Below are 26,103 nucleotides of genomic sequence, written 5' to 3' on the forward strand. Positions count from 1 at the left end.
CGTTGGCACGCCGTGCCTGAACACAACCTGAACAGCGTGCGCGCCGGAGCGGCGGCACGTAGTACCGGGGTACGACCCGATGGGCGCGGATCAGCCCCCGGTACCACCGAATCGGGGCGTTTTGGTCCCTAGCGTGGTTGGTGATGCGTCAGGGGCGAAGGACTGGCGCCGGTCTCCGACAGGAAGAAACACGAATGATCGACGCACAGCAGCTGACCAAGAGGTACGGCGAGAAGACTGCCGTCGACGGGCTGGACTTCGCCGTCAGGCCGGGCATGGTGACCGGTTTCCTGGGGCCCAACGGAGCCGGGAAGTCGACGACCATGCGGATGATCGTCGGGCTCGATGCTCCGTCGAGCGGCTCCGTCAAGGTCAACGGCCGCCACTACGCCCGGCACGAGGCACCGCTTCAGGAGGTCGGGGCCCTTCTGGAGGCGAAATCGATTCACCCGGGCCGCTCGGCCCACAATCACCTGATGGCGCTCGCACTGACGCATGGGATTCCCCGTTGCCGGGTCGACGAGGTCATCGACCTCGCGGGGCTGGGGAGTGTGGCGAAGAAGCGGGCAGGCGCTTTCTCCCTCGGCATGGGCCAGCGGCTCGGCATCGCGGCGGCACTCCTCGGCGATCCGCAGACCGTGATGCTGGACGAGCCGGTCAACGGGCTGGACCCGGAAGGCGTGCTCTGGATCCGCAACCTGCTGAAGGCGCTCGCTGAGGAGGGCCGGACCGTGTTCGTGTCGTCCCATCTGATGAGCGAGATGGCCCTGGTGGCGGACCATCTCATCATCGTGGGTCGTGGCCGGCTGCTGGCCGACACGACCGTGCGGGACCTCGTCCGCGAGGCGGGCGGCGACATGGTGAAGGTGGCCACGCAGGACCCGGCGAGGCTGCGGGACGTACTGGCCGGTCCCGGTGTCGACGCCACGGGCCGCGCCGGCTCCGAGGAACTTCAGGTGACCGGGCTGACCGCCCGCGAGATCGGCCTGAAGGCGGCCGAGCACGGAATCGCGCTGTTCGAACTGAGTGCGCGGACGGTGTCGTTGGAAGAGGCGTTCATGAACCTGACCAAGGATGCCGTGGAGTACCACGGCTCCACGACCGGCATCGACCTCCTCGCGGCCGACGGGAGGGCGGCATGAGCACCCTCACCGCGACCGTCGAGGCACCCTCGTCCGGCCCCGCCCGCCCCGCCTACCGGGTGACCGGACGGCGCGTGCTGTCCTCCGAGTGGGCCAAGCTGTGGTCGCTGCGCTCGACGTGGATCACCCTGAGCCTCGGACTGCTCTTCCTCGTCGCCTTCGGGCTGATCGCCGCGAGCCGCTACAAGTCCGGCATCGGCTCCGGTCACCTGGACCGGGACTTCGCTGACGCCACGGCCGTGAGCCTGTCTCTCTTCGGCACCAACTTCGCCCAGCTCGCCCTGGGCGTGCTCGGCGTGCTGGTCACGGCGGGGGAGTATTCCACCGGCATGATCCGCTCGACGCTGGCGGCCGTACCGCGCCGGTTGCCGGTGCTGTGGTCCAAGGCGGCCGTGTTCGGGCTGGTCACGCTGGCGGTCGGCACGCTCGGCGCGTTCGTCGCCTTCCTGTTCGGCAGCGGCATCGTCTCCGGCACCCCCGCCGCGATGGGCCTGACGGACGCGGGAGTCCTGCGAAGCCTGCTGGGCGCCGCGCTCTACCTCGGCCTGGTCGGCGTGATCGGCACCGCCCTGGGCGCGCTGCTGCGGTCGGTGGCCGGCGGCATCTCGGTGCTGGTCGCCGCCTTGATGCTGATCCCGGGGCTCGTGTCGCTGCTCCCCAGTTCCTGGCAGGACGACATCAGTCCCTACCTGCCGAGCAACGCGGGCGAGTCGATGTTCGCCCTGACGCACGACACCACCACCCTGTCGCCCACGGCCGGGCTGCTGGTCTTCCTCGCCTGGACGGCACTCGCCCTGGCGGGGGCGGCATACCGGCTCGTGCGCAGCGACGTCTGATCGCATGCACCATGGGCAGGTGACCTCCTTGACGACACCCATGTCCGCCGACGAAGCCAGCGGGATGGGGCCGCTGGTCACCCGTCTCTCCCGGGGCGGCCAGCGGCTGCGACAGGCGGACCGGGCACATTCATGGGTACTGGACACCACGGTGGTGGTACTGGTCTTCCTCATGTTCTGCCTGCCGGACCTGTTGCACGGCGGTGCCGGGGACGGCGATGGTCCACGCCGGTTCCGACTCGCCTTCACCCTGCTTCCCCCGGCGGTCACGCTGGTCCTGCAGGCCGGTCTGGTGCTGCCGCTGCTGTGGCGTCGGCGCAGGCCCATGGCGGCCTTCGGCACCATCGCGGCGGTGTTCGCCCTCCAGTGGTCGCTGGGCGCCGCGCTGCGCGCGGACGTTGCCCTGTTCATCGCCCTGTACAGCCTCGCCCTGCACGGGCGGCCGCGGCAGTTGCCGTGGGCCTGCGGGATCATGGCGGCGGGGATGGTGCTGGTCGCGGTGCGCGCGTCGGCGGCGGTGTCCGTCTGGGACGCGCTGTTCTTCCTGCTGAGCACCGCGACCGCGGCCCTGGCACTCGGTCTGATGGTACGGACCCGCCGGGCCCAGCTGGCGGGGCTGCGGGAACGGGCGGCCCGCCTGGAGATCGAACGTGACCAGCGCAGCAGGCTCGCGACCGCCACCGAGCGGACGCGGGTCGCCCGCGAGATGCACGACATCGTCGGTCACAACCTGGCCATCATGATCACCCTCGCTGACGCCGGTGTGTATGCCACGGATGCGGCTCCCGAACGTGGCAAAGAGGCCCTGCAGCTCATCGGCGACACAGGCCGGACTGCTCTCGGTGAACTGCGGCGCGTCCTCGGCGTGCTGCGGGAGGCGTCGGACGGCCCTCCCGTCACGCCTGAACTGAGTCCGCAGCCCGATCTCATGGACATCGAGGCGCTGTGCGACGGTGTGCGCACCGCCGGCCTGGACATCGTCTACCGGACCGCCGGCGACCTGGGTGCCCTGGACGGCGGGATGCAGTTGACGGTCTACCGCATCGTTCAGGAAGCCCTCACGAACAGCCTGAAGCACGCCGGGGCAGGCACGCGGGTGAAACTGTCGGTGGTCGTCGAGGATGTCCGGCTGGTCATCCGGGTCCGGGACGACGGCCCGGCGGAACGCCCCGGATCACGGAACGAGGAAGGACACGGACTGGTGGGCATGCGAGAACGAGTGGCGCTCTACGGAGGGAACGTCAGCGCCGGACCCGCGACCGGCGGGGGATGGGCGGTGGAGGCCACCCTCGACATGACACCCCGGGCCGGTGCCAGGTGACCACAGTGCTCATCGTGGACGACCAGCCGCTCCAACGCTACGGTTTCCGGGTGCTGCTCGACTCCATCTCCGAGACGGAGGTGGTCGGTGAGGCCGCGCACGGCGCCGAGGCCGTCCGTAAGACCGCCGAGCTGCGTCCCGACGTCGTCCTCATGGACGTACGCATGCCAGGTATGGACGGCATCGAGGCCACCCGCCGGATCACCGCCGCCGGCGGCCGCTCCCGCGTTCTCGTGCTGACCACTTTCGACCTCGACGAATACGTCCACGCCGCCCTCCGGGCCGGAGCCAGCGGCTTCCTCCTCAAGGACGCGCGCCCCGAGGAACTCCTCGCCGGCATCCGCGCCGTCGCCGTCGGCGACGCCGTCATCGCGCCGGCTCTCACCCGCCGACTCCTGGACGAGTACGCCCAGCACGTGCCCGCTCGCCGGAGCGATTCCGAGGAGGACCCGAGACTGGATGCACTCACCGAACGCGAGCGCGAGATCCTCGTCGCCATCGGCAAGGGGTGGACCAACGGTGAGATTGCCACCCGCTTCGTGGTGTCCGAGTCCACCGTCAAGACACACGTGGGCCGCGTCCTGGCCAAGATCGGTGCCCGCGATCGCATCCAGGCCGTGATCCTCGCTTATGACCTCGGGCTCGCCGGCCCCGGTGCGGGGTAAGTGGACGGCGAAGGCCGGACCGCCGGCTCCGAGGCATCGCGGAGCGGCACGGCGGCCGTCGTGGCGGAATCTGCCCGAACAGTTCCCGCAGCGCCCGCACCTGCTCCGCACTCACATCCCGTGGTCCCGCAATGGTCCGACGCGCAGGCCGCGTTGCTCGCAGGTGTCCAGCAGGCGGGGCAGTGCGCCAAGGGTGGTGCGCCAGGAACCGGGGGCCGAGGTGTAGTCGGAGTCGTGAAGCAGGATCGTGCCACCGCCGTCCAGGCCGGCCGTGACGGTGCGGTGGACGCTGTCGGGTGTGACCCTGGCCCGCCAGTCCTCGCCCCAGCAGGTCCACAGCACCGGAGCGACATTAATCCCGGGCGGACGCCCACCGTCGGTGCTTCAGCCGCTGGGTTGACGACTGTTACGTGAGAATCGCCGGCGGCTTCACCCCACCCAAAGACACCGACGAGCAAGGCGACACGCGGCCACCACGAATGCCGGGCTCCTTGTTCCAGTGCAGTCGAGGGCCAGGGTCGGGTTCAGGCGGAGTTCTGGAGTCTCGCGTCTCAGACCTCTCATAGGTCACAAGGCCCGACCGTGCCACCGGGAACCTGAACGCATCCTGACTGCCGCGTGGCATCACCTGCCCTGCCGACCCCACACGAGGATCATGCTGCCATGCACACCGACGGGGCGATGGACTGGCTGCGGCGACGACTCGGTAGGGCCGTCGCGGTCTCGTACCTCGCCGCCCTGCTGCTGCCCGGCCCGGGCTTGTGGTTACGTCACCCGCACACGCTGCCCCGCATCGACCTGACCCTGCATACCGCCTCACTGCTGCTTTCCCTGTTGCTCTTCTCGGCAGGGCTCCAGGTCCCTGTGCACGCGCTGGGACAGTTGCTGCGGCGCCCCTGGGCCCTGCTGGCGGGGCTGGCTCTGCACGTTGCGGCGCCGATACTGATCATCCCGCTGGTGGCGTTCCTGCTGCGGTGCTCGCCCGACACGGACGGCGGCAGTGGACTGATCACAGCGATGATCCTGATCGTAGCGATGCCTGTGGCGGCCGGGGCGACGGTGTGGACCGGCGAGGGCCACGGCGACCAACCGACCATGGTGGGCCTCGTGATCGCTTCCACCCTGGTCAGCCCGCTCACTGTCCCGGCCGTCGTAAGTGTGCTTGCGCCGCTGCTCAGCACCGGCTACGCGAACGTGCTGGGTGCCGCCGGGCCCACCATGAACGGAGGTTTCGCGCTCACTGGCGTGGTGATGCCGTGCGTAGCGGGCATCGTGGCCCGGCTACTGCTGCCCGAACGCGGACTTGAGCATGCGCTGCACGTCGTTGTGCCAGTGGCCATGGCGGCCTCACTGGTTCTGACGTATACGAATGCCAGCGGCGCCCTCGGCTCCTTCGTGACCCACCCTCGGCTACTGCTGTTCGCCGCGGCATTGGTTGTGGCGGCACTCGTGTGCGCGCTCTCTTTCGCGGTGGGCCGGATGGCGGCACGCGTCCTCCGTCTGGACGCGCCCGCCGCCACGTCCCTCACGCTCGCGTGCGGCATGAACAACAGCAGCGCCAGTGCGGTGCTGATCACCACGGCCCTGCCGGACAAGCCGTATCTGCTACTGCCCGTGCTGGCGTACGGGCTGTTACAGAAGACGGCCGCGAGCCGGGTTGTACGGACGGCGCGTCCTCAGAGCCTGCCCTGTCCGGCGTCGTCCTGAGGGCCGGTCCGTTCCCGGCGCACGGGCAGTAGCGAGAACACCGTCGGCGCGCCGCGGGCCGGCGAGGACGTCTACCGAGGGAGGCAGCGAGGTCGTGGGCGAGCGCGTCGTCGAGATCTCCCGCCCGGCGGTGCTTCGGCCGCCGCGCCAGGGTGGCAAGCGGACATGGCCTACCGATCGGCCGCCCGAGCGGCCCGTAGATCCTCGGCCGTCAGCAGTGACAGAAGCTCGATGTTCTGGGCTGCGAGAGCATCGGAGCCTCCTTGCTCCCGGTCGATCACGCACAGAGCTTCGCCCACCTGAGCGCCCACGCCCCGCAGGTCCGTGGTCGACAGCCTGGTTCTCGACAGGTCAACATCGGTGAGCCTGACCTTGTCGCTCGTGGCGATACCGAGCAGCGGCAGCTGAGCAATACGCGACACCTCACCATGTGCGCTCGCCAGTCTCAACCGCTCTGCGGAACCGGGCTTGTGGCACTCGGGCGAGCTTGCCGCCAGGTTGACAGGACCTCGGGGTCCGCGGGGTGACGATGCTTGTGCCGGGAGCGGACGGTCCCGGTGTTATGGCCACCAGGCAGGGAGCAAGTCATGCATGCACGGCGAAGGACGGTACTCACGGCAGGTGCGGCGGGCGCCGCGGGGCTGGTGGCCGCTTGCGGCTCGTCCGGGGACGAGGACGGGGACGGAGACAGGAGTACGGCCGCGGCACCGGAGACCTCCCGGGCCGCGAAGCCGAGCACCAGGGCAGGTGCAGCGAGCGCCGATGGTTCCGTGCCGGGAGGAGAGGCTCTCGCCAAGACCTCGGACATTCCGGTCGGAGGCGGCAAGGTCTTCGCGGAGCAGGAGGTCGTGGTGACCCAGCCCAAGGAGGGCGAGTTCAAGGGCTTCTCCGCCATCTGCACCCACATGGGGTGCACCGTCGCCGAGGTCAGCGATGGCACCATCAACTGCCCCTGCCACGGCAGTCGGTACAGCATCACGGACGCTGCGGTCGTGGCCGGTCCCGCGCCGCAGCCGCTGGCTGCCGAACGGATCACCGTCACCGGTGACACCATTCGGCTCGGATGACGGGTATTGGGACTGGCGAGCTCGCATGTCTCCGTATCGCGTACTGCTTCGTTGATGCTGCCCGATATCACGATGAGTGACGCCCGCAGAGGTCGATGCGGTGGTCTGTCTCAGTAGAGCCATCGGTCGAGAAGCTCCGGCCAGATGAATCCCGCGCAGCCGGGATAAGGCATACGGCTCACGCGCGAACCGCGCCTACCTGCGCAGAGGCGGCATCCGCTGCACCATCCCGGAGAAGACCGACCAGATCCGCAACCGTAAGAAGCGCGGCATGCGCGGCGGCAGGCCACCGAAGTTCGACAAGGCCGACTATCGCGAACGCCACGCTGTCGAATGCGGAATCAACCGCCTCAAGAGACACCGGGCCGTCGCGACTCGATACGACTGTGAGGATGTTCAGGTGCCGCTCCTGGCGGTGGCCTGACTCGCGATACGACTGGCCTTGGTGCCTTGAGTTTGATCTGTCGGCCACTGCTCGGGGCGGTATTCGCTGCCGCCGGGCAGGGGATGTGTCCCGATAGGGGCCTTCGCGACAGGCACCGTCACAGTCTTGACCGCCCCGGCCCGGCGACGGCCACCGGTTCCCGAGGCGATCAGGAGACAGGCGACCTTGACCAGCATCACGCAGTCCACCGCCCCATGTCACATTCCAGCGGACGCCGAGGACGTCCTGCTCGGCGTGGACACTCACAAGGATGTCCACGCCGCGGCCGTGATCACCGTGCTCGGCGCCGCACTGGACGGTCGCAGCTTCCCCGCGACCGCCGATGGCTATCGGCAACTCCTCGACTGGGCACGGTCGTTCGGCGTGCTGCGGCGGGCCGGGGTCGAGTGCACCGGCTCATACGGAGCCGCCCTGACCCGTCACCTGCGCGCCGAAGGCATCGAGGTGACCGAGGTCAACCAGCCTGACAAGGCCGCCCGACGCCGTCACGGCAAAACCGACGCCATCGACGCCGAAGCCGCCGCCCGCGCCGTGCTGACTGGACGAGCCACCGCTGCGGCGAAGACCGGCGATGGTCCAGTCGAGATGCTCCGGCTGTTTAAGCTGGCGAAGGGGTCCGCCATCAAGTCCAGGACTCAGGCGATCAACCAGCTCAAGAGCGTGCTGGTCTCAGCTGACTCCGCCCTCCGCGAGTCGCCGGCCGGGCTGAGCAACCCGCACCTGTTCAAGCGGTGCGCCAACCTCGACACCCAGCCCACGAGCGGGCCGGCCGGGGCCGCTCGTCACACCTTGAGGCTGCTGGCCCGCCGCATCCGGCACCTGACCGAGGAGATCGACGATCTCCAAAAGCGGATAGCCGAGGCCGTCGAGGCCAGCACGCCCGGCCTGCTGGAAGTTCGTGGCGTCGGGCCGGACAGCGCCGCTGCCCTTCTCGTCTCGGCCGGCGACAACCCTGAGCGGCTCGTCAGCGAGGCATCCTTCGCAGCTCTATGCGGCACCAGCCCGGTCGAGGCTTCCTCTGGGAAGACACAGCGCCGCAGACTGAACCGAGGCGGCGATCGCCAGGCGAACGCCGCCCTCTACCGGATCGTCCTGAGCCGTTTGCGCTGGGACGACCGCACCCGCGATTACCTGCAACGACGTCTGGCCGAGGGGAAGACGCGCCGCGAGATCATCCGCTGCCTCAAACGCTACGTCGCACGAGAGATCTACCGACTTCTCGTCCCATCGAAGCCTCCGGCTGACCAGGCAGGATCTGTCAGAGCCGCTGCTTGACATCCATAGGGGCATCAAACTCGCCGTCCGCTACGAAGCCACCGTGGTCATCGCGGCCATCAACGAGTGGCTGTGAGGGGCCGCGTGGCACGCATCGCGCCGCACGAGGTTCATCGCGCTGGTTCCACCGGTGGCCACGGGGCCCAGGGAAGAGCTTCACGCCAGCCCGGCCGCCCCCGGGCCCAGCGCTGAAGCACTTCGGCAACGGGCTCCACGGCGAACACCTCGTGCTCGCGCGGCACCCGGGCGTGAAAGTGCCTGTCTGGGCCACCTTCGCGGTATTCGACCTGGTAGCTGAGGTCATCGTTGAGATAGACCTGCATGTAGTGCTGGCCGACGGGTTCGAGGTCAAGCCGCTGGACAACGACAAATCGCCAGGTCAGGCTCATGTCGGCCAGCAGATCGTGCAGCTGGTCGTCAGACGGGTCGTCCCATGACGTCCCGTCCCACTCAATCGCCCGCAGTACCGGTGTTGCCATGAGGACGACTGTACTGGCCGATCATGCTGCGGAGATCAGCGGGCGGCCGCTTATGAAACGCACCCTAGTACTGCGCCGGGGTCGGCCGGTGCTCGCATGGCTATTCCGACCGGTGGCAGGCGCCCTGTCCGGCACGGTCACCGCGGCCCTGTCGCGGCAGCGCGGCACCGTGGTCCGCTTCGTGGTGCTGCTGGCGTTGGCCTGTGTTCGCTGTGTCGACCGGGGTCTTCAACTCCTTCTACCCGCAACAGGCCAAGGTTGATGCCGTGCTGACCAACGGGGCCGATGTCATCGTGACCCGGCCGGTGCTCACGGCGTCGGACACGGCGAAGCTGGCGGCCGTGCCGGGGGTGCGGCATGTGGAGCCGCTTCAGCACCGGTTTGCCTATGTGGGCGCGGATCTGCAGGACCTCTACGGGGTGCGCCCCACGAGCATCGTGGGGGCGGGCCGGCTCCAGAACGGCTACTTCTCCGGTGGTACGGTCCGGTCGCTGATGGACCGCCTCAGTGCGCGCCCGGAGGGGCTGTTGGTCAGCGCCGAGACCGCGCACGACTTCGTGCTGCACCCGGGAGACCAGGTGCGGCTACGGTTGACCGATGCCCTGACGGGGCAGTTGCGTACGGTTCCGTTCCGCTTCGAGGGCGTCGTCAAGGAGTTCCCGACCGCTCCGAAGGACAGCTTCCTGGTCGCGAACGCCTCGTACATCGCGCGTACGACGGGCAGCGATGCCCCCGGAACGCTGCTGGTTGACACCAGGGGCACCGGCCAGCGCCAGGCCGCCGCGAAGGCGAAGCGAGTGCTGGGCCCGAGCGCCCACGTCACAGACCTGCCCTCGTCGCAGACGGTGGTCGGCTCCAGCCTGACCGCAGTCGATCTCGCCGGCCTCGCCCGCGTCGAGCTGGGCTTCGCCCTGGTAATCGGCGCGGCGGCGGGCGGTCTCGTCCTCGCGCTCGGCCTGGCCGAGTGCCGTCGCACCAACTCGCACAGCTGTTCGTGGACATACCCGCCCCGAAGGATGCTGCCGCAACTGCACGTTGAGACAAGGGACGGCCCGGTGGGGGCCAGTAGTCGATGGGATGCCCCCTGGGAAGCGTCTGCCACCCCAGGCCTACAGCACCTCCCATAAAAGAACACTCGTTCTTGACTGGACGTTCTTAAATCACATACGGTCATACCCATGGGACGACCACGCACCTTTGACACCGATCAGGCCGTCAGTACCGCGGCCACTCTCTTCGCCACCCACGGCTACGAGGGCACCTCGGTGGACGACCTGGTCACAGCCACCGGCATCCACCGAGGCAGTCTCTACAAAGTCTTCGGCTCCAAGCGGAACCTGCATCTGACCGCCCTCCGCAACCACCTCGACCACGAGATCCACCCCGCCAGCGCCGCCATCGCCACCCTCACCGACCCCGCGCAGGCACTGACAACAGCCATCGCCTCGTACGACAACGGCCCAGCGGCCGGACTCCTCCTCCTCGCCGCCGCCGAACGCGCCCCCCACGATCCGGAGGTTGCCGTGCTGGTCGCGGAAGGCATCACCGCCCTGGAGGATGCCCTGCGCCCCTCCCACGGTGACGCCGCCCCTCAACTCGCCTCCACTGTCCTCGGTGCCCGCCTGCGCCTGCGCGCCCAACCCACCGCCCCCAAGGAGTACTGACATGGCCCTGATCTCCATCGACCGTGAACGCGGCCTACTGACCGCCGAAATCCAGGGTCTCGACAAGCTCTGGAGCCTCAAGAGCCGCCTGGAAATCCCCCTCGCGCATGTGCGTGGCGCCACCCACGACCCCGGCATCACCCGCGAACGGAAAGGCATCCGCGTCGGTGGCACCAACTTCCCCGGTGTGATCACCGCCGGCCGCTTCCTCCACAACGGTGAGCGCCTGTTCTGGGACGTGAAGAACCCGGACAAGGCGGTCGTCATTGAACTCGCCGACGCCGAAAGCTACGACCGCCTCGTCATCGAGGTCGACGATCCCCGCGCCACCGTGGCCCTCATCGAACAGTCCATCGCCCGGGGCTGAACCATGGCGTCCGGCTGGACGCACTTCTGGCTGCCCTGTACGTGTTCATCGACGACCATGTACCGCCTTGTCGCCGGATCCGTCCGACCGCCGAAGCCGTCGGCCGCGGAACTGCTGCGCCTGGCCGTGGCGCAGGTACTGTTTGGCTTCCCAACTCGGCCGCCTGGTCCGCAAGGTCGCACTGGCAGTCATCACGGCGGGGTCAGTCGCGCTTGTGGCTGTGACCAGCACGTTCGCAGAACAGGCGAGGTTGGGAGACCGGCAGTGAGCACTGGTGCATATGGGGGACCCCCAACCGACGGAAACGAACGTCTTGGCCAGGCCGACTCGCTGGGCCGGTCGGACTGCCGGGCGGGACCAGGTCAACGCCCCCGGGCCCCGACGAGGGCGCCCGGGGGCGTGTGCTGCTGCAGGTGCGGGGCACCGGCGGTCCCGGCCAGGGACGTGGTTATGCGAACTGGCCGGGCTGGTAGCCGCCGGCAGGCTGCTGGACGATGACGTTCCCGCGGTTGAAGGCGTTGATGAGGGCGATGGTGCACACCAGGGTGGCGAGTTGTTCCTCGTCGTAGTGCTTGGCGGCGTTCGCCCAGGCTTCGTCCGTGACGCCGCCGGCAGCGTCGGCGATGCGGGTGCCCTGCTCCGTCAACTCCAGGGCCGCGCGCTCGGCGTCGGTGAACACCGTGGCCTCGCGCCAGGCCGCGACCAGGTTGAGACGCGTCGAGGTCTCCCCGGCGTGCGCGGCGTCCTTGGTGTGCATGTCGGTGCAGAAGCCGCAGCCATTGATCTGGCTGGCGCGGAGCTTCACCAGTTCCTGTGTCGCGACCGGCAGCGTCGAGTCCGCGAGCACCTTGCCCGCAGCAACGATGTGCTTCCCGAACTTGGCGGCGACCGGGCTGGCGAAGAGGTTCAACCGAGCTTCCATGGTGCACTCCCGTTGTCGTTGTTGGTGGCTACACCTCTTGGACGGAACAGCTCCAGCAAGTTGTGACATGGGCGAATGTGACCTGCGTCTCCCCTCCCCCGCCCCGGCAGTAACCATCCAGGACGGCGTAGTGGTCGGGCCGCCACGGGGGAAGGTTCTGAGCCCGAGACGGGTCGACGCCGTCGTCATGTTCGCCACACAACGGGGGCTCGACCCCATCCCGCGTGCCCAGGACTCGGTCCCGCGCACCGGGGCGGAGTCGAGCCCGGTGAAGATGATGTCGAGGCTGACGGTGCCTGTGAGCTAGACGTCCCAGGGCGGGTCCTGTGGAGTGCCCAGTCCTTCGAGTGGGTCGGTCTGAGCCGGGCAGTACGGTCCCTCTCCAGTGGAAGCGATCACCATTCGCTCCCTGGCGTGGGCGGATTCAAGTCCGTGTGCGCCACGCCCCGTGACGGGCAGCGGCGTTCACGCACGCCCGCGCGGCCCGTCACGTCAGGCCCCTACCGGAGCCGTTCCCGCTGGTCCGGACTCCACGATCTGTGCCGTGCCCGGGGTGGCCCCCGGCGCCATGGCCACAGGGGCTCTCACGGGCTTCGCGCGAATCCGGTCATTGCGCCCGCCGCCCCGCACCAGCAGAACGCTCAGCGCGGCCAGGAAACCGACGACCGTCAGGCCCGCCAGTCCACCCTTGGTCGAACCCGTCGCGTCCTCGATCAGTCCGAAGGCCGTCGGCGCGACGAAGCCGCCGAGGTTGCCGATGGAGTTGATGAGCGCGATGCCGGGCGCCGCAGCCCGTGCGTCGAGGTAGCTCTGAGGGATCGTCCAGAAGATCGGCGAGGCGGGCTTGAAACCGACGGCGGCGATACACAGGGCGCCGAGCCCGACCCACGGCGACACGAACACGGCGAGCAGGGTGCCGCAGCCGCCGATGACCAGCAGAGTCACCAGGATCGGACGCCTCTTGCCGATGCGGTCCGAGATCCGCCCGCTCACGTACACGGCGACGATCGCGCACAGCCACGGCACCGCCGTCAGCAACCCGACCTGGAACTCGCTCAGCCCGCCGATGTCGTCCACGATCGACGGCAGCCAGAACGTCACCGCGTACAGGGCGACGTTGATCGCGAAGTAGATCCACAGGAACAGCAGCATCTGCGGGTCGGCGAGCAGCTTCCACCGCGACACCTGTGCGGTCGCGCGTTCCCCGGCGCGCTCCGCCTGCTCGGCGTCGATGACGGCGACGAGCCCGCGCTTCTCCTCGTCCGTCAGCCACGTGGCCTGCTCGATACCGGAGTCGAGGAACCGGTAGACGACAAATCCCAGCACCACCGAGAAGACGCCCTCGATGAAGAACATCCACTGCCAGCCGGAGTGCCCCCACAGGCCGTGCATTTCGAGCAGCGCGCCGGAGATCGGCCCGACGATGACGGTCGCCGTGCCCGAGCCCATCAAGAATATGGACGTGGCCCGCCCTCGGTGGGAGTCGGGCAGCCAACGTGAGAAGTAGTAGATGACGGCCGGGAAGAACCCGGCCTCCGCGACTCCGAGCAGGAACCGCAGCGCGTAGAACATCTCCGCACTCGACACGAAGGCCATCGCGGTGGCCACGAGGCCCCAGGTGATCATGATCCGAGTGAGCCAGATCTTCGCTCCGAAGCGCTCCATCATCATGTTGGAGGGCACTTCGAAAATGGCGTACGCGATGAAGAAGATCCCGGCGCCGAGCCCGAACGCTGCGGCGGACAGCCCGACGTCCGCGCGGAGTTGGTCCTGGGCGAAGCCGAGATTCACGCGGTCCATGTAGTTCGCGACGAACATCACGAAGAAGAGAGGGACGACGCGCCGGAAGATCTTACGGATGGCGGACTGAACGGCGGGCGGGTGCTCAACAGCGGGGACTTGTGCTGGTGGTACTGCGGACACGAGCGGCTCCGATCGTGGGCAGGGAGGGGAGAGAGGGGTGAGCGGGACCGGGTCGCACGAACTTCCGGTCCCGCGGTGGGAGTTACCAGCGAGGGACGGTCGGCGTGACCCACTCCGGGTCGGCGATCCGCATCGCGGCCGCGTCGTCGCGGTCCCGCAGGCGGCCGTCGTCGTCGAGCCACCGCTGATGCAGGAACGCCAGTTTGTCGCGGTCGAGTTCGACGCCGAGACCGGGCGCGTCGGACACCTTGACCGACCCGTCTTCGAAGGTGAGGCGTTCGGTGAGCACGTCCTCGGACTGCCAGGGGTAGTGGGAGTCACAGGCGTGGTGGAGGTTCGGCACGGTCGACGCGACATGGGTCATCGCGGCAAGGCTGATGCCCAGATGGGTGTTGGAGTGCATCGAAACCCCGACGCCGAACGTGCGGCACATGGCGGCAAGTTCACGGGTGTTGCGCAGCCCGCCCCAGTAGTGGTGGTCGGACAGTACGACCTGTACGGCCCCCTGGGTGAAAGCCTCCTGGATCTCGGCGAAGGTGGTCACGCACATGTTGGTGGCGAGCGGCACGTCCGTCTTCGCGGCGACCTCAGCCATGGCCGGCGTACCGAGCGCCGGGTCCTCCAGATATTCGAGTACGTCGCCCAGTTCCTGAGCGACCTTCAGCGACGTCTCCACGGACCAGGCCCCGTTGGGGTCGAGCCGCAAAGAATGCCCGGGAAAGGCCTCGGCGAGCGCCCGTACGGCGGCGATCTCCTCTTCCGGTGCGAAGACACCGCCCTTGAGCTTGAACGAGGTGAACCCGTACCGCTCGGTGAACTTCCGTGCCTGCTCGACGACGCCGGCCGGATCGACTGCGGCCCCCCAGTCATCCTTCTCGGAGACGACCCCCGCCGGGTGGTCGGCCCACTTGTAGAAGAGATAGGCGCTGTACTCCACCGCGTCCCGCAACTTCCCGCCGAGCAGCGCGTGCACGGGCAGCCCGAGCGCCTTGCCGAGCGCATCAAGACAGGCGACCTCGAAGCCGGACACCACAGACAACCGCAACTTGTCGGCGGTCTGCACCCCCCGCAACCCACCCACGTCGACCTGGTTCTCGACCCGTCCCCGATCGACGGAAACCTCGTCCGCCACGACGAACAGCGCATTGAGATCGGAGACTTGACGCCCGACGAGCTTGTCGGCGAAGGGCCGGGCGAGCTCCAGATACTTGCTGTCGCCGTACGTCTCCCCCACCCCCGTCACGCCACCCGCCGTGACGACCTCCACGATCAGTCGCGGCGTGTACGGCTGATGCACGCCCTGGGTGTTGAGCAGCGGCGGGTCGGCGACCAGGATCGGGGTCAGCCGAACCTCGGTGATGGTCAGATCGCGAGTCACAGGGCGGCTCCTACGGGGGTGAGGGTGGACGCGAGGTCGAGGCCGGCGGCAAGCAGGCGCTCCAGGTCGGCGAGGTCGGTGGCCGAGGGATCGACGAGCGGGGCGCGTACGGGCCCGACGGGACGCCCGCGCAGCCGGGCAGCGGCCTTCACGAGCGAGACGGCGTATCCGGGCTGCCGGTCCCTGAGTTCGACGAGCGGGACGTAGAACTCCCGCAGCAGCCGATCCATGACATGGTCGTCGCCCCGCCTACGGGCCTCGAAGAAGGCGTCGGCGATCTCGGGTGCGAAGGCGTGGACGGCCGACGAATACGCGGGCACTCCGACCGTGGTGTACGCGCGGGCCTGGATCTCCGCGGTGGCGGCCCCGTTGAAGAACAGGAAACCGTCGGGCGCGGCGAGTGTGAGGCGCTGCAGCCGGTCGAGGTCGCTGTGCCCGTCCTTGAGCCCGATGACCCCGGGAATCCGGGCAATCCGCATCAACGACTTGACGCTGAACGCGACTTGATCGCGCTGGTACGCGATGAGCGGCAGTGGGGTCCGCGCCGCCAGATGCTCCAGCTGCGCGACGAGTCCGTCCTGCGGCGCGGCGACGAGGTAGTGCGGCAGCACGAGCAGAGCATCGGCCCCGGCCTCCTCGGCGATCCGCGCGAACCTGGCGGCCTGGGCCCATCCGTACCCGACGCCGGCCACGACGGGCACCCTCCCCGCCGCCGCTTCCACCGCGGCGGTGACGACGTCCCGGTACTCGTCCTCGTCCAGGGAGAAGAACTCCCCCGTGCCGCAGGCGGGAAAGACGGCGCCGGGGCCGGCGTCGATCTGTGCAGCCACGTACGCACGGAACCCATCGAGGTCGAGGGAGCCGTCGTCGTGGAAGCTGGTGAGCGGGAACGACAGCACGCCGTTCGCCATCCCGCTCCGCAGCCGCCCGACGACGGCCTCCGTTTCCGTGTCCGTGCTCATTCCTGCCGACCCCATCTCCGTATGTAGACATCATCTACGTATGAAGATGAAGGTTAGATACGCAAACACGGGCCGTCAATGGTTCGGTGGCCCTCGCTTACGATCAGCACATGCCGGACCCCATGAACACGGACGAGGAGCGTGGAGTGCGCGAGGTGAAGTCCGCCGCGCGCACGGTCGAGCTGCTGGAGGTACTGGCGGAGCGCGGCGATCGCCCCGCCCGGCTCCAGGAACTCGCGGCCGAACTCCAGGTCCCCCGCAGCTCGATGTACGCCCTGCTCCAGACCCTGATAAGCCGGGGCTGGGTCCGCACGGACATGACGGGCTCCCTCTACGGCATCGGGATCCACGCCCTGCTCACGGGCACGAGCTACCTGGACTCCGACCCCCGCGTCAGGGCCGTACGCCCGTATCTCGACGAGGCGTCGGAGGCACTCGGCGAGACGATCCACATGGGCCGCCTGGACGGCGGAGACGTGGCGTACCTGGCAACACGCGAATCACACGAGTACCTGCGCACGATCAGCCGGGTCGGCCGCCGCCTCCCGGCCCACGCGGGCGCGCTGGGCAAGGCACTCCTGGCCGAACGCCCGGACTCCACGCTCCCCGAGGGCCCGTACACGCCGGCCACACCCAACACCCACACGGAACGCGACACCCTGGCGGCCGACCTCGAGATAACCCGCGCCCGCGGCTACTCCATCGACCGCGAGGAAGGCGTCCTCGGCATCATCGGCTTCGGCTTCGCCCTCCGTTACGACACCCCCGCCCAGGACGCCATCAGCTGCTCGGTCCCCGTGGCCCGGCTCACCCCCGACCACGAGTCCCAGATCATCAGGGTCATGCGCGAAATCCGCACAAAGATCGAGGCGACGACGCCAGGCGGAGCGGGCGCTCCGCACTGGCGCTGACCCCGTCCCGGGGAGCGCCCCCGAGGCTGATATATCGAGTCGAGCCGCTTGGAAGATATCTTCAGGATTCCTGTGCAGGAATCCCGCGACAAGCTCGCCCGCGACATCTGCCAAGGCATGCGCGGGCAGATCATGCGGGGACCCCCTGACCACTGAGCGGCCACCAAGAATTCCCCACGGGCGGCCAATTACGGAAGTGACCCGGAGAGAGTGCTTCACTGTCCTCCTGTCAGTACCTTCCTGCTCGGGCCAGGGCGCTGTCGGCCTGGGCGGCAAGTGCGGCAACAAGGTCGGCTGCGGGTGGCAGGTCGTCGATGAGGTCGACACCCTCGCCGGCCCACACCGGCAGCGGTGGCACGTCGCCTCGTGCCACATCGACCTGGTAGGCACGGCGAGCCTGGGAGTCCGCGGCAAGTTCCGCCTCCCGGCCCCGCCAGCGGTCGAGGTAAGGATGGCCGAGGGAGCGAGCCGTGTACTTCGCCGTCTGCCATCGGGCCCCCCTGGCGATGTCAAGGACACCGCTGCGTTCCGTATCCTCCCCGCGCCCGCGGACGATCGCCTCAGCGATCGAGGGATCGACCAGCGCCTCGGCCGTGGCCTGGAATCGGGTGCCGATGAGCGCCCCGGCGGCCCCCAGCGCCAAGGCGGCGGCCACACCACGACCGTCGGCGATCCCACCGGCCGCCAGCACCGGCACCGGTGCCGCCAAGTCCACCACGACCGGCACGAACGGCAACGTGGCCCTCCCGCGCCGGGCCCCGTGCCCGCCGCCCTCGCTCCCCTGCGCCACGATGACATCGGCCCCCACATCCACCGCCCTCTGAGCCTCCTGCAGATCGGTGACCTGAACGATCACCGCCGCACCAGCTGCGCGGATTCGTTCGACGAAAGGGCTCGGATCTCCGAAGGACAGCATCACAGCCCCCGGGCCGTACTCCAGCGCCTGCTCAACCGCGCTGACACCGGCTGCCCAGCTCAGGAACCCAACTCCCCACGGCCGCCCGCCTCCGGCAACGATCGGCAGCTCACGGGCCAGCCAATCCCGATCATCCCCGTACCCGCCGCCCAGCAGCCCCAGCCCACCGCCGCGGGAGACCGCCGCAGCCAGCGCGCCGCCGGCCGACCCGCCCATGGGCGCCAACGCAATCGGATGCCGCACACCGAACAACTTCGTGAACGCCGTCGACAATGCCATGGCTGACATCATCGCCCCTCCCGACGCTCTGCGGGCATCGCCCAGGAATCCCTGCCGCACAGCGCACCCCGAACCTGCCGTGGCAGCGCAGGGCTGAAGAGCGCACCCGACCTCACCGCTCCGGCATCGGCGGATTCCCTGCGATAGTCCACCTCCCGCAGTCAGCCCTGAGTCAGTCGTCCGCGACAGCCACCACGTTGGCGTTGAAGAAGAAGATGAACACGCTGTGCACTGTCACCCGGCTTCGCTCTGACCGCAGTTGCCTCGCACGTCGTGTTCCGCGAGCCCCTCACCCGAGTCTTGGGCTTCAGGATCGGCCGGTCATCGCCGGCGTCCTGTTCATCGAAGTAGTACTTCGCGGCCGACGCCGACGCGAAGTCCGACGGCAGCAGGCTCCCCGCATCAGAACCCGCTTCCGGTGGGTAACGCGCACGACCTGGCCGAAGCAGGTGTCTACGTGAGCATCTCGGCATTACGGGTCAGCCAATGCAGATCGTTCGCCCGGGCTTCGGCGCTCGTCCGGGGATCGAGGATGCGACTGAGAAACTCGGCGATGTCATCCAGATTGCGCTCCTGACGATAGAACGACAGAAGCTCCTCGTTGACCTGGAGCGGCCCGTAACCCTGACGAAAAAGCTCCTCCCGGCGGGGGTTGACTGGATGGTCACCGAAGCCCTGTCCAAGGACGAACATCAGGTCGCGTTCGCGCGGCGCCATGATCGGTGCATCCCAGTCGACGACATGTAAAGGGCCATTACCGTCAGCGATCAGGTTGCCCGGATGGACATCGGCGTGGCAGATGACATGCGGACCGGCCCCGACCTTGGCGGTGAGCTCGCAGACCGTCTCGCACAGCCTTGTGACCGCGGCACCATACCGCTGCCAGAAGGCGCCGAGCACGCTACTCACCGCTGCCTCGGCGGTGCGTGCGTACACCCTCGCCGGTGCGGTCGTCGCATAGCTCTCCGCGGGCAGGACCGACTCGATCCGTGGGCTGGGCACAGTGCTGTGCAGCTTGCCCAGGAACTCCCCGTACTCGATCCACTGTCGGTCGGTCAGGCCGCGGCTCCACAGGTTCCCGCCGACGTGAAACGGATACAGCAGCATTCGATAGTCACCCATGGCATGACCTGCTTCGCCGGACCGCGTGCTGAGCGGTGCCACCACATGGGTCAGGCCCTGCTCGCGCAGATATTGCGGCAACGACACGGCCGCCGGCGCGAACTCCCCGCGCCGCACTTTCAAGAAGTAGCCATCACCACCTGCGGTGTTGATTCGGTACGCCCACGCCTGCCCGTCCAAACCGATCGGCAGGAACACGAGTTCAACGCCGTCCAGGCTCCACGCCTGGGCCACTTCTCCGGCGCATGACCGCTCGTCGATGGGAGGCTTGTCGATCACAGCCATCAGCATTACAGAACCTCGCCCGGCCTGACCATCAGGTTTCGCTCGGCGGCGCCCTCCACGTAGTCCACAAACAGCGTGATACTGCGATCCCAGCGCGCCACGACCTGCCCCAGCCCGGGCGACGTGCCATGCACGCTCGAAGCGACCCCGCGCTCCCCTGAAAGCCCCGGGTCGCCTCGAACCCGACTGGAACCCTCGTCAGGGGGCGACGACCACCCTGCTGATGACCGGGAGGTGGTCCGAAGCCGTGGGGTCGGCGTTCAGGACGCGGGTGACCACCGGCTTGACCTCGTCCGTGGTGTAGATGTCGTCGATCCGCTCGGTCGGGCCCTCGGCGGGAAAGGTCATCCCATCCCCGTGACCGGCCTTTGTCCATGCGTCGGTGTAGCTGGTCTGCAACGGCTGAGACTCGGACGCGGACGGGACCGCATTGAAGTCGCCCACGAGGATCGACGGATCGGTGTCACCTATCAGGTCGACGATCTGCGGGGCCTGGTGAAGACGGTCGGTCTGCGAGCTGGCGGCAAGGTGGGTGCAGTAGAAGTGCACGGCCTTCCCGCGGACGTCGAGCGTGGCGTGCAGCAGCCCGCGTTGCTCCTGACCGGGCGACTTGTACAGCCAGGTGTTGTCCCATTCGGTGATCGGGTACCGGGAGAGGATCGCGGTGCCGTACTGGATCCGGTGCCCACCGGGTGTCGGGGGGTTGTTGTCGATGTTGGCGCCGAACACCACGTGGTATCCCAGCATGGCGGCCAGCTCGGCAGGCTGGTCGGCCCAATTGCTGCGCCCGGAGTAGTGGTTGTCGACCTCCTGCAGCCCGACCACGTCGGCGCCGCTTTCCTTGACGACGTCGGCGATCCGCTGGAGGTCGAGTACATCATCGGTGCCCTGGGCGTGGTGGATGTTGAACGTCATCACGTCCAGCACACGGGCACCGGTGCCTTCGGCGGCCGAGGCCTGGGCGATCCCCGTGGTGGCGAGCACGGAGACGACGGCGAGTGCGGACAAGGTACGGCGCAACATGGTGTGGTCCTCCTGCGACAGGTATCAAATACGATCACGATCGTGATCCGGCCCCTTGGCGGATTCGTGACCGGAGGGTGAAGAGTCGGTCCCTTCCCGATGTCGGGCACCAGACGCGCACCGGACGCAGCCGGGGCCCGACAGTACGCCGGCGCCGTCCGGTTGTTTGCGCCAACCCGACCGTGGCGCCACCGGGTTCGGCCACTGGCCGATGACAGCGGGCTGCCTCCGCGTGATGCGCCAACTCTGCAGTCCCCGGAATGTCGCCCGTGCGGGCAAGTCCACGCGGAGCGGCCAAGGTTGCGCTGGCTATCTTCGAGAAGGACCCTCTCTTCTACTGACGGCGCCCGCACGTGCACGACGGCCGCAGGCCACAACACCTCGTCGTGACCACGGTGTTGTTGGGGAGGCATTCCCTATGAGGTTGGCCGGTCTTCGTTTGACGACCATGAGCACCGGCGAGGGTGTGGGTCATGCGTATACGTCAATTTGCGCTCATCAGCGCGGCGGTTGCCCTCGGCCTTGGCACGCTTACTTCGGCCGCGGACGCCAGCGACCACGCCCCGGTCCGGATGAACCAGATCCAAATACTGGGCACACACAACAGCTACCACCGCGAAGTGTCCTTCGCTGAGAAGAAGATTCAGGGCGAATCCGACCCCGACAATCTGTGGTACTCGCACGCTTCGCTGCCGGTGCAACTCGACCAGCAACCGGTGCGCCAGCTCGAACTCGACGTGATGCCCGACAGTGACCGGGGTGGGCTCTACACCAACCCGCTGATCCGGCAGAAAGCGGAACTCCCTCCGCTCGCCGACCCCGACCTCGCGGGACCCGGCCTCAAGGTCATGCACTGGGCCGACCACGACTACAACACGACGTGTTCGACGCTGGTGAAGTGCCTGCGACAGGTGAAGACGTGGTCGGACGCGAATCCGAACCATGTGCCGATCCCGATCCTGCTCGAGCTCAAGGCGACGGACCCGAAAATGGAGCAGCTCGGAGGCCCGAAAAGCCCGCCTTGGGATGCGAAGCAGTTCGACCGGCTCGACACCGAGATCCGCTCGGTGTTCGACGCGGACGAGCTCATCACGCCGGACACGATTCGCCACCGGGGCTTGACGCTCGAGGAGTCCGTACTGCGCCACGGCTGGCCGAGCCTCGCACAGGCGCGCGGAAAGTTCGTGTTCCTGATGGACAACAAGGACGCCAAACTGCAGGCGCCATACCTCAGCGGCCGGCCGAATCTCGAAGGCCGTGTGCTGTTCACCGACTCCGCCCCTGGCCGCGCTGACGCCGCATTCCTCGAGGAGAACGACCCAACCGGCGCGAACACCGCGAAGATCCAGGACTGGGTGCGCAAGGGGTACCTCGTCCGGACGCGCAGCGACGTTCCGTTCGGTGCGGCCAGGACCGGTGACACCAGGCAGCTCGAGGCCGCGCTGGCCAGCGGCGCGCAGATCGTCAGCACCGACTTCCCGGTGCCCGGGCTCGCCGCCCGCTACGGCAGCGACTACGTCGCACAGCTCCCCGACGGCGGGCCCGCCAGGTGCAACCCCGTTGACGCACCGAGGTCCTGCCACACCGTCGAAGACTGACGGCCCGCACCTTGGGGTTGCCCGGGGGTGGGTTGTCGCCAGGCGCGGCAGGTAGTGAGGGGCGTTGGAAGAGGTCCAGAGCCTGAACTGCCCTGCGGCAGATACGCCCACCCCGGATACAGCCCGGCCCGCGCCCAACGGGCGCGGGCCGGCTCGATGAAGTCCGTACAAGCGGCCCGAGGGCTGCGCGAGCCCGCTCATCCCTCGGCCGGCTACGGGGCCGCCTCGCGGAAGAGGGCCAGGAGGGCCTGGGCCGGCGAGGTGTCCGCGTCGAAGAACTGCGTGGCCAGCACGGGTGGCACGGCCGTTCCGTGCATGCGGACCTCGTGGCACCTGAAACAGAACGCCGCCTCGAACAGCGCCAGGTCGAGAGAGTCCTCGTACGCCCGGATGCTCCAACCTGGTGAGAAGCCGCAGCGGTGCTGTTCGCTGCCGGGCAGCTTCTCGATCAGGGTCAGGGCGTCGGCGGCCTCGCTCCCGGCCCAGTGCGCGACCACCCTGCCGGGGTACGGGACGCCCCGCTTGGTCGGGAGGGCGGAGATCCGTACGACCTCGACCAGCACGGTGGCGGCAACGGCTTCGGCGGGGAGCTGCATGTGCGTAGTCTGCCCGCCGGGTTGACGGCCGGCTGCCTCGTAAATGATCTCAGTGCCGTCTCGGGCGTGGTTGGTCGTTGTGCGGTCCGCCGGCTGGCGCCGGAGAGGGTGCGAGGGGTCAGGAGAGCCAGTCGGCGTAGCGGGTAGTGGCGAGGTGAGCTTCCTTGTCGGTGAGGACGTCACCCTTGACTACGGCGAACATGCCGGCGGTGGGATCGGTGACGACGGCGCGGCTGTCGCCCTTGCGGGACAGGGTGATCCGGCCCAGCTCGTCGAGGGAGAAGATCTCGGGGCCGGCGATGTTGCCCATGCCGTTCAGCGGGGCGCCCGCGGCTACCTCCGCCATTGCGTTGGCCACGTCCTTGGAGGCGATCGGCTGGATCGGCGTGGCGGGCAACCGGACGGTGTCGCCCTCGGCGGTCCAGGACAGGACGGCGTCCATGAACTCCATTAACCGCGTCGCCCGGACGATCGAGTAGGGGATCGGTCCAACCGTCGGGAGCATGTCAGAAATGCTTCGTATGGACCCCTGCGGGGGCGTGGCAAGAAACGGCGCCTTGATCGACCGAGGGCGGGCGGCGTCAGTAACCATCGACGAACGTGACCGTCTCGTCGAGCGGCGCCCGTCCCGTACGGGTGTAACCCACCGTGACGTCCTCGAACCCGATCGACATGCCACAGAAGAGGATGAGCTCGTCCGGCGGTGACAGGACCCCCGCGACGGTCTTGCGATACTTCGCCCATGCCATCTGCGCGCAACTGTGCAGCCCTTCGGCGCGAAGCAGCAGCATGACAGTCTGCAGATACATGCCGACATCGGACCATTGGGCCGGGCCCAGGTCGCGGTCGATGTAGCAGAACAGGGCGGCGGGCGCGCCGAAACAGTCCCAGTTCGCGGAAGCGGCCCTCTGGCGCGCCTCCACATCCTCGCGCGGAATACCGAGTGCGCCGTAGCGCTGCTCACCGAAGGCGAATCGGCGTTCGCAGTACGGGGACTTCAGTGCGGGCGGGTACTGCTCGTACTCCGGCTCGTCCCAGGGGTCGCCTGCTGCTATGCGCTCACCGGCGCGCTTCTTGAGTTCGGCCAGCGGCGCGCCGGTCAGGACGTAGGCGCGCCACGGCTGGAGGTTCGATGCGGAGGGCGCCCGAGCCGCGGCGGACAGCACACGCTCCAGCGCCTCCTTCGGGACAGGCCGGTCGGTGAATCCGCGCACCGCCCGCCGACTCGTGACCGCCTCATAGACGTCCATGACCGCGCATCCCCTGCTCAAGGTCACTACCTTCGTCACACCCACTACCGTATTACTCGCGACAGTATTATTCAATACCATCTTGTGTTTGACTGTCGTCGCGTACGAATCCTCAGCCCGCGGCTCCCCGCCTCGGGCACTGCTCTTTGGAGAAAGTCCATGGCCACGCTGCTGCACATCGACTCGTCCGTGTTCCCCGGCGAGGCGTCCTCGTCCCGTTCGGTCGCGGACGCCTTCCGCAAGGCCTGGGAGGAGCAGCACCCGGACGGCACGGTGATCTACCGCGACGTCGCCGCCAGCCCCGTCCCGCACATCACCGCCGACGCCCACACCGCGGGCTTCGCCGCCCCGTCCGAGCACACCCCGGAGCAGTCCGCCGCGTTCACCGCGCGCGTGAGGCTCATCGAAGAGCTGGAGCAGGCGGACGCCGTCCTGATCGGCGCCCCCATGTACAACTACTCGATCCCGTCGACTCTCAAGGCGTGGCTGGACAACGTCATCCTGCTCGGCCGCACCGCGGGCGAGACCCCCTCCGCCCAGGGCACCCCGGTCACCGTCGTCGCCAGCCGCGGCGGCTCCTACGCGCCGGGCACCCCGCGCGAGGGCTATGAGTTCGTACAGAACTACCTGGAGGCCGTCCTCAAGGGCACCCTCGGCCTGGACCTCGACTTCATCGTCCCCGAACTCACCATGGCCCCCCGCAACCCGGCCATGTCCGCACTGATACCCCTCTACGAGGCCTCCCGCGAGCGCGCCTTCGAGGACGCGACCACCAAGGCCAAGGAACTCGCGGAGCGCCTCGCCGCGTGACCCACGGGCCATAGACGCCGTGTGACACCTCGCCCCAGGGCGTCACAAGGCGCCCGCGTCGCCTGCACCCTCTCCGCCAGTGACATCGGCGCTCCGCCTGGAGGCCGGCGGCCCGGCACTCGGGGCGGCGGGCGTTCGGCCTGCCGGCGGGCCGGACATCGAGACGACGGCGATGCGTGCGAGGACGAAGAGCACACCGCCGCCCAGGTATGCCACGCGATAGCCGCGCGGACAGCTCGGTGCCCGTCGGCAACGGAGCTCAGACCGCCCCCTCAGCCAGGACCGGTGCGTAGCAACGTCGGCCGCAGCTCTCAAGGGCGGGTTCGCCGCGAAAGCCGCATGCGACGAACCGCGCCCACGCGGCAGGCGACCGGCGCTCGGACGCGCTTACGCCTCAGCGCCTGCGGGATAGGCAAACCGGGTCAGCAGATCCGTCAGCCGCTCGGGCTCGCCGGGCCCCAGTTCGGCGACCAGACGCTCAGCGAGCGGCGCCGCCGCCACATGAGCTGCGTCGAAAAGCTCGAGGCCCTGAGGCGTGATTTCGACTGCCCGCACCCGCCGATCCCCCGGAACGGTCTTGCGTACGGCCAGCCCCTTGCGCTCCAGGTCGTCCACGACCCGCATGATTCCCGCCTTGTCCGACCCCGTCGCCGCCACCAAGTCCCGCTGCACCGTGGGCCCGCGGTCGACCAGCACGATCAGCACAGCGAAATGCCGCAACTCGATACCGAGCGGTCGAAGCGCCTCCTCCATCACCGCGGCCGCGTGCCAGTGTGCCCGGCGCAGCAGCAGGCCGAGAGCGAATGGCGAGGCATCCCCGGGGCGGTCGGTCACACGCGAGGCGGTGGTTCCGTGAGGAAAGTCGGTGGTCATGAGGCCACATTACAACCATCCACTCGTTCGATACGGTCTCATTTGAAACTAAATGCGCTACGTCTCCTGCGACTCACGCCGGAAGGACCTACTCAAGACCGCGGGGTCGCGGTGGAGGTCTGCTTCCGGATCGCCAAGGCCGAGTGCGGCCCGGGCCACTGCCAGGTCAGGCTCTACCGGGCTTGGTATGGCGGCCATGTCCTATCTGACCACTGTCCCGGCCCAAGAAGCCGAAAGAGGGGAAGGGGATGCCGGGAACACAACCCCATTCCTCTCAGCGTTCCGGA

Annotated in this window: 25 protein-coding genes and 5 pseudogenes; 15 read left to right on the forward strand and 15 right to left on the reverse strand. The window is 68.4% G+C overall.

Annotation, left to right across the window (positions count from 1 at the left end; all coding sequences use genetic code 11):
• Positions 1-194 precede the first annotated feature (194 nt).
• From OHA88_RS04095 to OHA88_RS04110, 4 genes are read left to right on the forward strand one after another with little or no spacing between them, the layout of a single operon-like run.
• Entirely contained in the window at positions 195-1,142 is a 948-nt protein-coding gene (locus OHA88_RS04095) for an ABC transporter ATP-binding protein (protein ID WP_328624257.1), read from the forward strand.
• Positions 1,139-1,978 carry an ABC transporter permease gene (locus OHA88_RS04100; RefSeq protein ID WP_328624258.1) on the forward strand — a complete coding sequence of 280 codons (840 nt, stop codon included), beginning with the start codon at positions 1,139-1,141 and terminating at the stop codon, positions 1,976-1,978. The genes OHA88_RS04095 and OHA88_RS04100 overlap by 4 nt, the downstream gene beginning before the upstream one ends.
• A 40-nt stretch (positions 1,979-2,018) precedes the next feature.
• Positions 2,019-3,299, forward strand: coding sequence for a sensor histidine kinase (locus tag OHA88_RS04105; RefSeq protein ID WP_328629584.1), 1,281 nt, complete (start codon positions 2,019-2,021; stop codon positions 3,297-3,299).
• Positions 3,296-3,964, forward strand: coding sequence for a response regulator (locus OHA88_RS04110; RefSeq protein ID WP_030980075.1), 669 nt, complete (start codon positions 3,296-3,298; stop codon positions 3,962-3,964). The genes OHA88_RS04105 and OHA88_RS04110 overlap by 4 nt, the downstream gene beginning before the upstream one ends.
• A gap of 111 nt (positions 3,965-4,075) precedes the next feature.
• On the opposite strand, the pseudogene OHA88_RS04115 reads toward OHA88_RS04110, so the two are convergent.
• Positions 4,076-4,321: pseudogene (locus tag OHA88_RS04115) on the reverse strand (polysaccharide deacetylase family protein); the annotation flags it as partial.
• A gap of 306 nt (positions 4,322-4,627) precedes the next feature.
• Here OHA88_RS04115 and OHA88_RS04120 point away from each other — a divergent pair.
• Entirely contained in the window at positions 4,628-5,671 is a 1,044-nt protein-coding gene (locus OHA88_RS04120) for a sodium-dependent transporter (protein ID WP_328624259.1), read from the forward strand.
• 170 nt (positions 5,672-5,841) lie between these two features.
• On the opposite strand, the gene OHA88_RS04125 is transcribed toward OHA88_RS04120, so the two are convergent.
• On the reverse strand, positions 5,842-6,093 hold the full coding sequence (locus OHA88_RS04125; RefSeq protein ID WP_328624260.1) for a hypothetical protein: 252 nt from the start codon (positions 6,091-6,093) through the stop codon (positions 5,842-5,844).
• 165 nt (positions 6,094-6,258) lie between these two features.
• Between OHA88_RS04125 and OHA88_RS04130 the strand changes: the two genes are divergently transcribed.
• The 3 genes and pseudogenes from OHA88_RS04130 to OHA88_RS04140 all read left to right on the forward strand — a co-directional run bounded on the left by OHA88_RS04130 (position 6,259) and on the right by OHA88_RS04140 (position 8,458).
• Positions 6,259-6,738: a Rieske (2Fe-2S) protein gene (locus OHA88_RS04130; RefSeq protein ID WP_328624261.1), complete on the forward strand. Its 480-nt coding sequence runs from the start codon at positions 6,259-6,261 to the stop codon at positions 6,736-6,738.
• A gap of 151 nt (positions 6,739-6,889) precedes the next feature.
• Positions 6,890-7,162 (forward strand): annotated as a pseudogene (locus tag OHA88_RS04135) (hypothetical protein); the annotation flags it as partial.
• 186 nt (positions 7,163-7,348) lie between these two features.
• Positions 7,349-8,458 (forward strand): IS110 family transposase, encoded by a 1,110-nt coding sequence (locus OHA88_RS04140; RefSeq protein WP_328624262.1) that lies wholly within the window; start codon positions 7,349-7,351, stop codon positions 8,456-8,458.
• A gap of 110 nt (positions 8,459-8,568) precedes the next feature.
• Here the strand turns inward: OHA88_RS04140 and OHA88_RS04145 are convergent, their stop codons facing one another.
• On the reverse strand, positions 8,569-8,937 hold the full coding sequence (locus OHA88_RS04145) for a hypothetical protein (RefSeq protein ID WP_328624263.1): 369 nt from the start codon (positions 8,935-8,937) through the stop codon (positions 8,569-8,571).
• Between the two features lie 203 nt (positions 8,938-9,140).
• Here OHA88_RS04145 and OHA88_RS04150 point away from each other — a divergent pair, with 203 nt between their 5' ends.
• The 4 genes and pseudogenes from OHA88_RS04150 to OHA88_RS44500 form a co-directional block, all read left to right on the forward strand.
• Positions 9,141-10,064, forward strand: coding sequence for a hypothetical protein (locus OHA88_RS04150; RefSeq protein WP_328624264.1), 924 nt, complete (start codon positions 9,141-9,143; stop codon positions 10,062-10,064).
• Between the two features lie 51 nt (positions 10,065-10,115).
• Positions 10,116-10,601 carry a TetR/AcrR family transcriptional regulator gene (locus OHA88_RS04155; protein ID WP_328624265.1) on the forward strand — a complete coding sequence of 162 codons (486 nt, stop codon included), beginning with the start codon at positions 10,116-10,118 and terminating at the stop codon, positions 10,599-10,601.
• A 1-nt stretch (position 10,602) separates the two neighbouring features.
• Entirely contained in the window at positions 10,603-10,968 is a 366-nt protein-coding gene (locus OHA88_RS04160; protein ID WP_328624266.1) for a hypothetical protein, read from the forward strand.
• A 14-nt stretch (positions 10,969-10,982) separates the two neighbouring features.
• Positions 10,983-11,124 (forward strand): annotated as a pseudogene (locus OHA88_RS44500) (IS982 family transposase); the annotation flags it as partial.
• Between the two features lie 292 nt (positions 11,125-11,416).
• Here OHA88_RS44500 and OHA88_RS04165 read toward each other — a convergent pair.
• From OHA88_RS04165 to OHA88_RS04185, 5 genes and pseudogenes are all read right to left on the reverse strand, one after another.
• A complete protein-coding gene (locus tag OHA88_RS04165) occupies positions 11,417-11,890 on the reverse strand; it encodes a carboxymuconolactone decarboxylase family protein (protein ID WP_328629585.1) in 474 nt (157 codons plus the stop codon).
• 153 nt (positions 11,891-12,043) lie between these two features.
• A pseudogene (locus OHA88_RS04170) lies at positions 12,044-12,292 on the reverse strand (sugar kinase); the annotation flags it as partial.
• 90 nt (positions 12,293-12,382) lie between these two features.
• The gene (locus OHA88_RS04175) at positions 12,383-13,813 is read right to left on the reverse strand and encodes an MFS transporter (protein WP_443044171.1); all 1,431 of its coding nucleotides are present in this window, start codon (positions 13,811-13,813) and stop codon (positions 12,383-12,385) included.
• Positions 13,814-13,895: 82 nt separating this feature from the next.
• Entirely contained in the window at positions 13,896-15,191 is a 1,296-nt protein-coding gene (locus OHA88_RS04180) for a glucarate dehydratase family protein (RefSeq protein ID WP_328624267.1), read from the reverse strand.
• The gene (locus OHA88_RS04185) at positions 15,188-16,153 is read right to left on the reverse strand and encodes a 5-dehydro-4-deoxyglucarate dehydratase (protein ID WP_328624268.1); all 966 of its coding nucleotides are present in this window, start codon (positions 16,151-16,153) and stop codon (positions 15,188-15,190) included. The genes OHA88_RS04180 and OHA88_RS04185 overlap by 4 nt, the downstream gene beginning before the upstream one ends.
• 110 nt (positions 16,154-16,263) lie before the next feature.
• On the opposite strand from OHA88_RS04185, the gene OHA88_RS04190 reads away from it, so the two are divergent.
• Positions 16,264-17,064 carry an IclR family transcriptional regulator gene (locus OHA88_RS04190; protein WP_328624269.1) on the forward strand — a complete coding sequence of 267 codons (801 nt, stop codon included), beginning with the start codon at positions 16,264-16,266 and terminating at the stop codon, positions 17,062-17,064.
• Between the two features lie 229 nt (positions 17,065-17,293).
• On the opposite strand, the gene OHA88_RS04195 is transcribed toward OHA88_RS04190, so the two are convergent.
• The 3 genes from OHA88_RS04195 to OHA88_RS04205 all read right to left on the reverse strand — a co-directional run bounded on the left by OHA88_RS04195 (position 17,294) and on the right by OHA88_RS04205 (position 20,689).
• Positions 17,294-18,259, reverse strand: a complete 966-nt coding sequence (locus tag OHA88_RS04195) for an NAD(P)H-dependent flavin oxidoreductase (RefSeq protein ID WP_328624270.1) — start codon at positions 18,257-18,259, stop codon at positions 17,294-17,296.
• A 453-nt stretch (positions 18,260-18,712) separates the two neighbouring features.
• A complete protein-coding gene (locus OHA88_RS04200) occupies positions 18,713-19,666 on the reverse strand; it encodes a phosphotransferase enzyme family protein (RefSeq protein ID WP_328624271.1) in 954 nt (317 codons plus the stop codon).
• Between the two features lie 198 nt (positions 19,667-19,864).
• Positions 19,865-20,689: an endonuclease/exonuclease/phosphatase family protein gene (locus tag OHA88_RS04205; protein WP_328624272.1), complete on the reverse strand. Its 825-nt coding sequence runs from the start codon at positions 20,687-20,689 to the stop codon at positions 19,865-19,867.
• Between the two features lie 473 nt (positions 20,690-21,162).
• Between OHA88_RS04205 and OHA88_RS04210 the strand changes: the two genes are divergently transcribed.
• Complete coding sequence (locus OHA88_RS04210; RefSeq protein WP_328624273.1) at positions 21,163-22,287, forward strand: phosphatidylinositol-specific phospholipase C1-like protein; 1,125 nt, start codon at positions 21,163-21,165, stop codon at positions 22,285-22,287.
• Between the two features lie 212 nt (positions 22,288-22,499).
• Here the strand turns inward: OHA88_RS04210 and OHA88_RS04215 are convergent, their stop codons facing one another.
• From OHA88_RS04215 to OHA88_RS04225, 3 genes and pseudogenes are all read right to left on the reverse strand, one after another.
• Positions 22,500-22,883 (reverse strand): hypothetical protein, encoded by a 384-nt coding sequence (locus OHA88_RS04215; RefSeq protein WP_328624274.1) that lies wholly within the window; start codon positions 22,881-22,883, stop codon positions 22,500-22,502.
• 118 nt (positions 22,884-23,001) lie between these two features.
• Positions 23,002-23,373, reverse strand: a pseudogene (locus OHA88_RS04220) (LysR family transcriptional regulator); the annotation flags it as partial.
• A 91-nt stretch (positions 23,374-23,464) separates the two neighbouring features.
• Positions 23,465-24,133 (reverse strand): nitroreductase, encoded by a 669-nt coding sequence (locus OHA88_RS04225; RefSeq protein WP_328624275.1) that lies wholly within the window; start codon positions 24,131-24,133, stop codon positions 23,465-23,467.
• Between the two features lie 159 nt (positions 24,134-24,292).
• On the opposite strand from OHA88_RS04225, the gene OHA88_RS04230 reads away from it, so the two are divergent.
• Positions 24,293-24,943, forward strand: coding sequence for an FMN-dependent NADH-azoreductase (locus OHA88_RS04230; protein WP_328624276.1), 651 nt, complete (start codon positions 24,293-24,295; stop codon positions 24,941-24,943).
• Between the two features lie 387 nt (positions 24,944-25,330).
• On the opposite strand, the gene OHA88_RS04235 is transcribed toward OHA88_RS04230, so the two are convergent.
• Complete coding sequence (locus OHA88_RS04235; RefSeq protein WP_328624277.1) at positions 25,331-25,816, reverse strand: MarR family winged helix-turn-helix transcriptional regulator; 486 nt, start codon at positions 25,814-25,816, stop codon at positions 25,331-25,333.
• Positions 25,817-26,103: the final 287 nt, after the last annotated feature.

This window comes from Streptomyces sp. NBC_00353, assembly GCF_036108815.1.
GTDB lineage: Bacteria > Actinomycetota > Actinomycetes > Streptomycetales > Streptomycetaceae > Streptomyces.

What these genes read in the sequence shown, in the direction of transcription:
- OHA88_RS04100 (WP_328624258.1), top strand. Translation starts at nt 1,139, where the DNA reads ATGAGCACCCTCACCGCGACCGTCGAGGCACCCTCGTCCGGCCCCGCC.
- OHA88_RS04215 (WP_328624274.1), bottom strand. Translation starts at nt 22,883, where the DNA reads ATGCAGCTCCCCGCCGAAGCCGTTGCCGCCACCGTGCTGGTCGAGGTC.
- OHA88_RS04120 (WP_328624259.1), top strand. Translation starts at nt 4,628, where the DNA reads ATGCACACCGACGGGGCGATGGACTGGCTGCGGCGACGACTCGGTAGG.
- OHA88_RS04230 (WP_328624276.1), top strand. Translation starts at nt 24,293, where the DNA reads ATGGCCACGCTGCTGCACATCGACTCGTCCGTGTTCCCCGGCGAGGCG.
- OHA88_RS04095 (WP_328624257.1), top strand. Translation starts at nt 195, where the DNA reads ATGATCGACGCACAGCAGCTGACCAAGAGGTACGGCGAGAAGACTGCC.
- OHA88_RS04130 (WP_328624261.1), top strand. Translation starts at nt 6,259, where the DNA reads ATGCATGCACGGCGAAGGACGGTACTCACGGCAGGTGCGGCGGGCGCC.
- OHA88_RS04145 (WP_328624263.1), bottom strand. Translation starts at nt 8,937, where the DNA reads ATGGCAACACCGGTACTGCGGGCGATTGAGTGGGACGGGACGTCATGG.
- OHA88_RS04155 (WP_328624265.1), top strand. Translation starts at nt 10,116, where the DNA reads ATGGGACGACCACGCACCTTTGACACCGATCAGGCCGTCAGTACCGCG.
- OHA88_RS04105 (WP_328629584.1), top strand. Translation starts at nt 2,019, where the DNA reads ATGTCCGCCGACGAAGCCAGCGGGATGGGGCCGCTGGTCACCCGTCTC.
- OHA88_RS04195 (WP_328624270.1), bottom strand. Translation starts at nt 18,259, where the DNA reads ATGGCATTGTCGACGGCGTTCACGAAGTTGTTCGGTGTGCGGCATCCG.
- OHA88_RS04165 (WP_328629585.1), bottom strand. Translation starts at nt 11,890, where the DNA reads ATGGAAGCTCGGTTGAACCTCTTCGCCAGCCCGGTCGCCGCCAAGTTC.
- OHA88_RS04225 (WP_328624275.1), bottom strand. Translation starts at nt 24,133, where the DNA reads ATGGACGTCTATGAGGCGGTCACGAGTCGGCGGGCGGTGCGCGGATTC.
- OHA88_RS04210 (WP_328624273.1), top strand. Translation starts at nt 21,163, where the DNA reads ATGCGTATACGTCAATTTGCGCTCATCAGCGCGGCGGTTGCCCTCGGC.
- OHA88_RS04190 (WP_328624269.1), top strand. Translation starts at nt 16,264, where the DNA reads ATGCCGGACCCCATGAACACGGACGAGGAGCGTGGAGTGCGCGAGGTG.
- OHA88_RS04205 (WP_328624272.1), bottom strand. Translation starts at nt 20,689, where the DNA reads ATGTTGCGCCGTACCTTGTCCGCACTCGCCGTCGTCTCCGTGCTCGCC.
- OHA88_RS04160 (WP_328624266.1), top strand. Translation starts at nt 10,603, where the DNA reads ATGGCCCTGATCTCCATCGACCGTGAACGCGGCCTACTGACCGCCGAA.
- OHA88_RS04235 (WP_328624277.1), bottom strand. Translation starts at nt 25,816, where the DNA reads ATGACCACCGACTTTCCTCACGGAACCACCGCCTCGCGTGTGACCGAC.
- OHA88_RS04185 (WP_328624268.1), bottom strand. Translation starts at nt 16,153, where the DNA reads ATGAGCACGGACACGGAAACGGAGGCCGTCGTCGGGCGGCTGCGGAGC.
- OHA88_RS04200 (WP_328624271.1), bottom strand. Translation starts at nt 19,666, where the DNA reads ATGGCTGTGATCGACAAGCCTCCCATCGACGAGCGGTCATGCGCCGGA.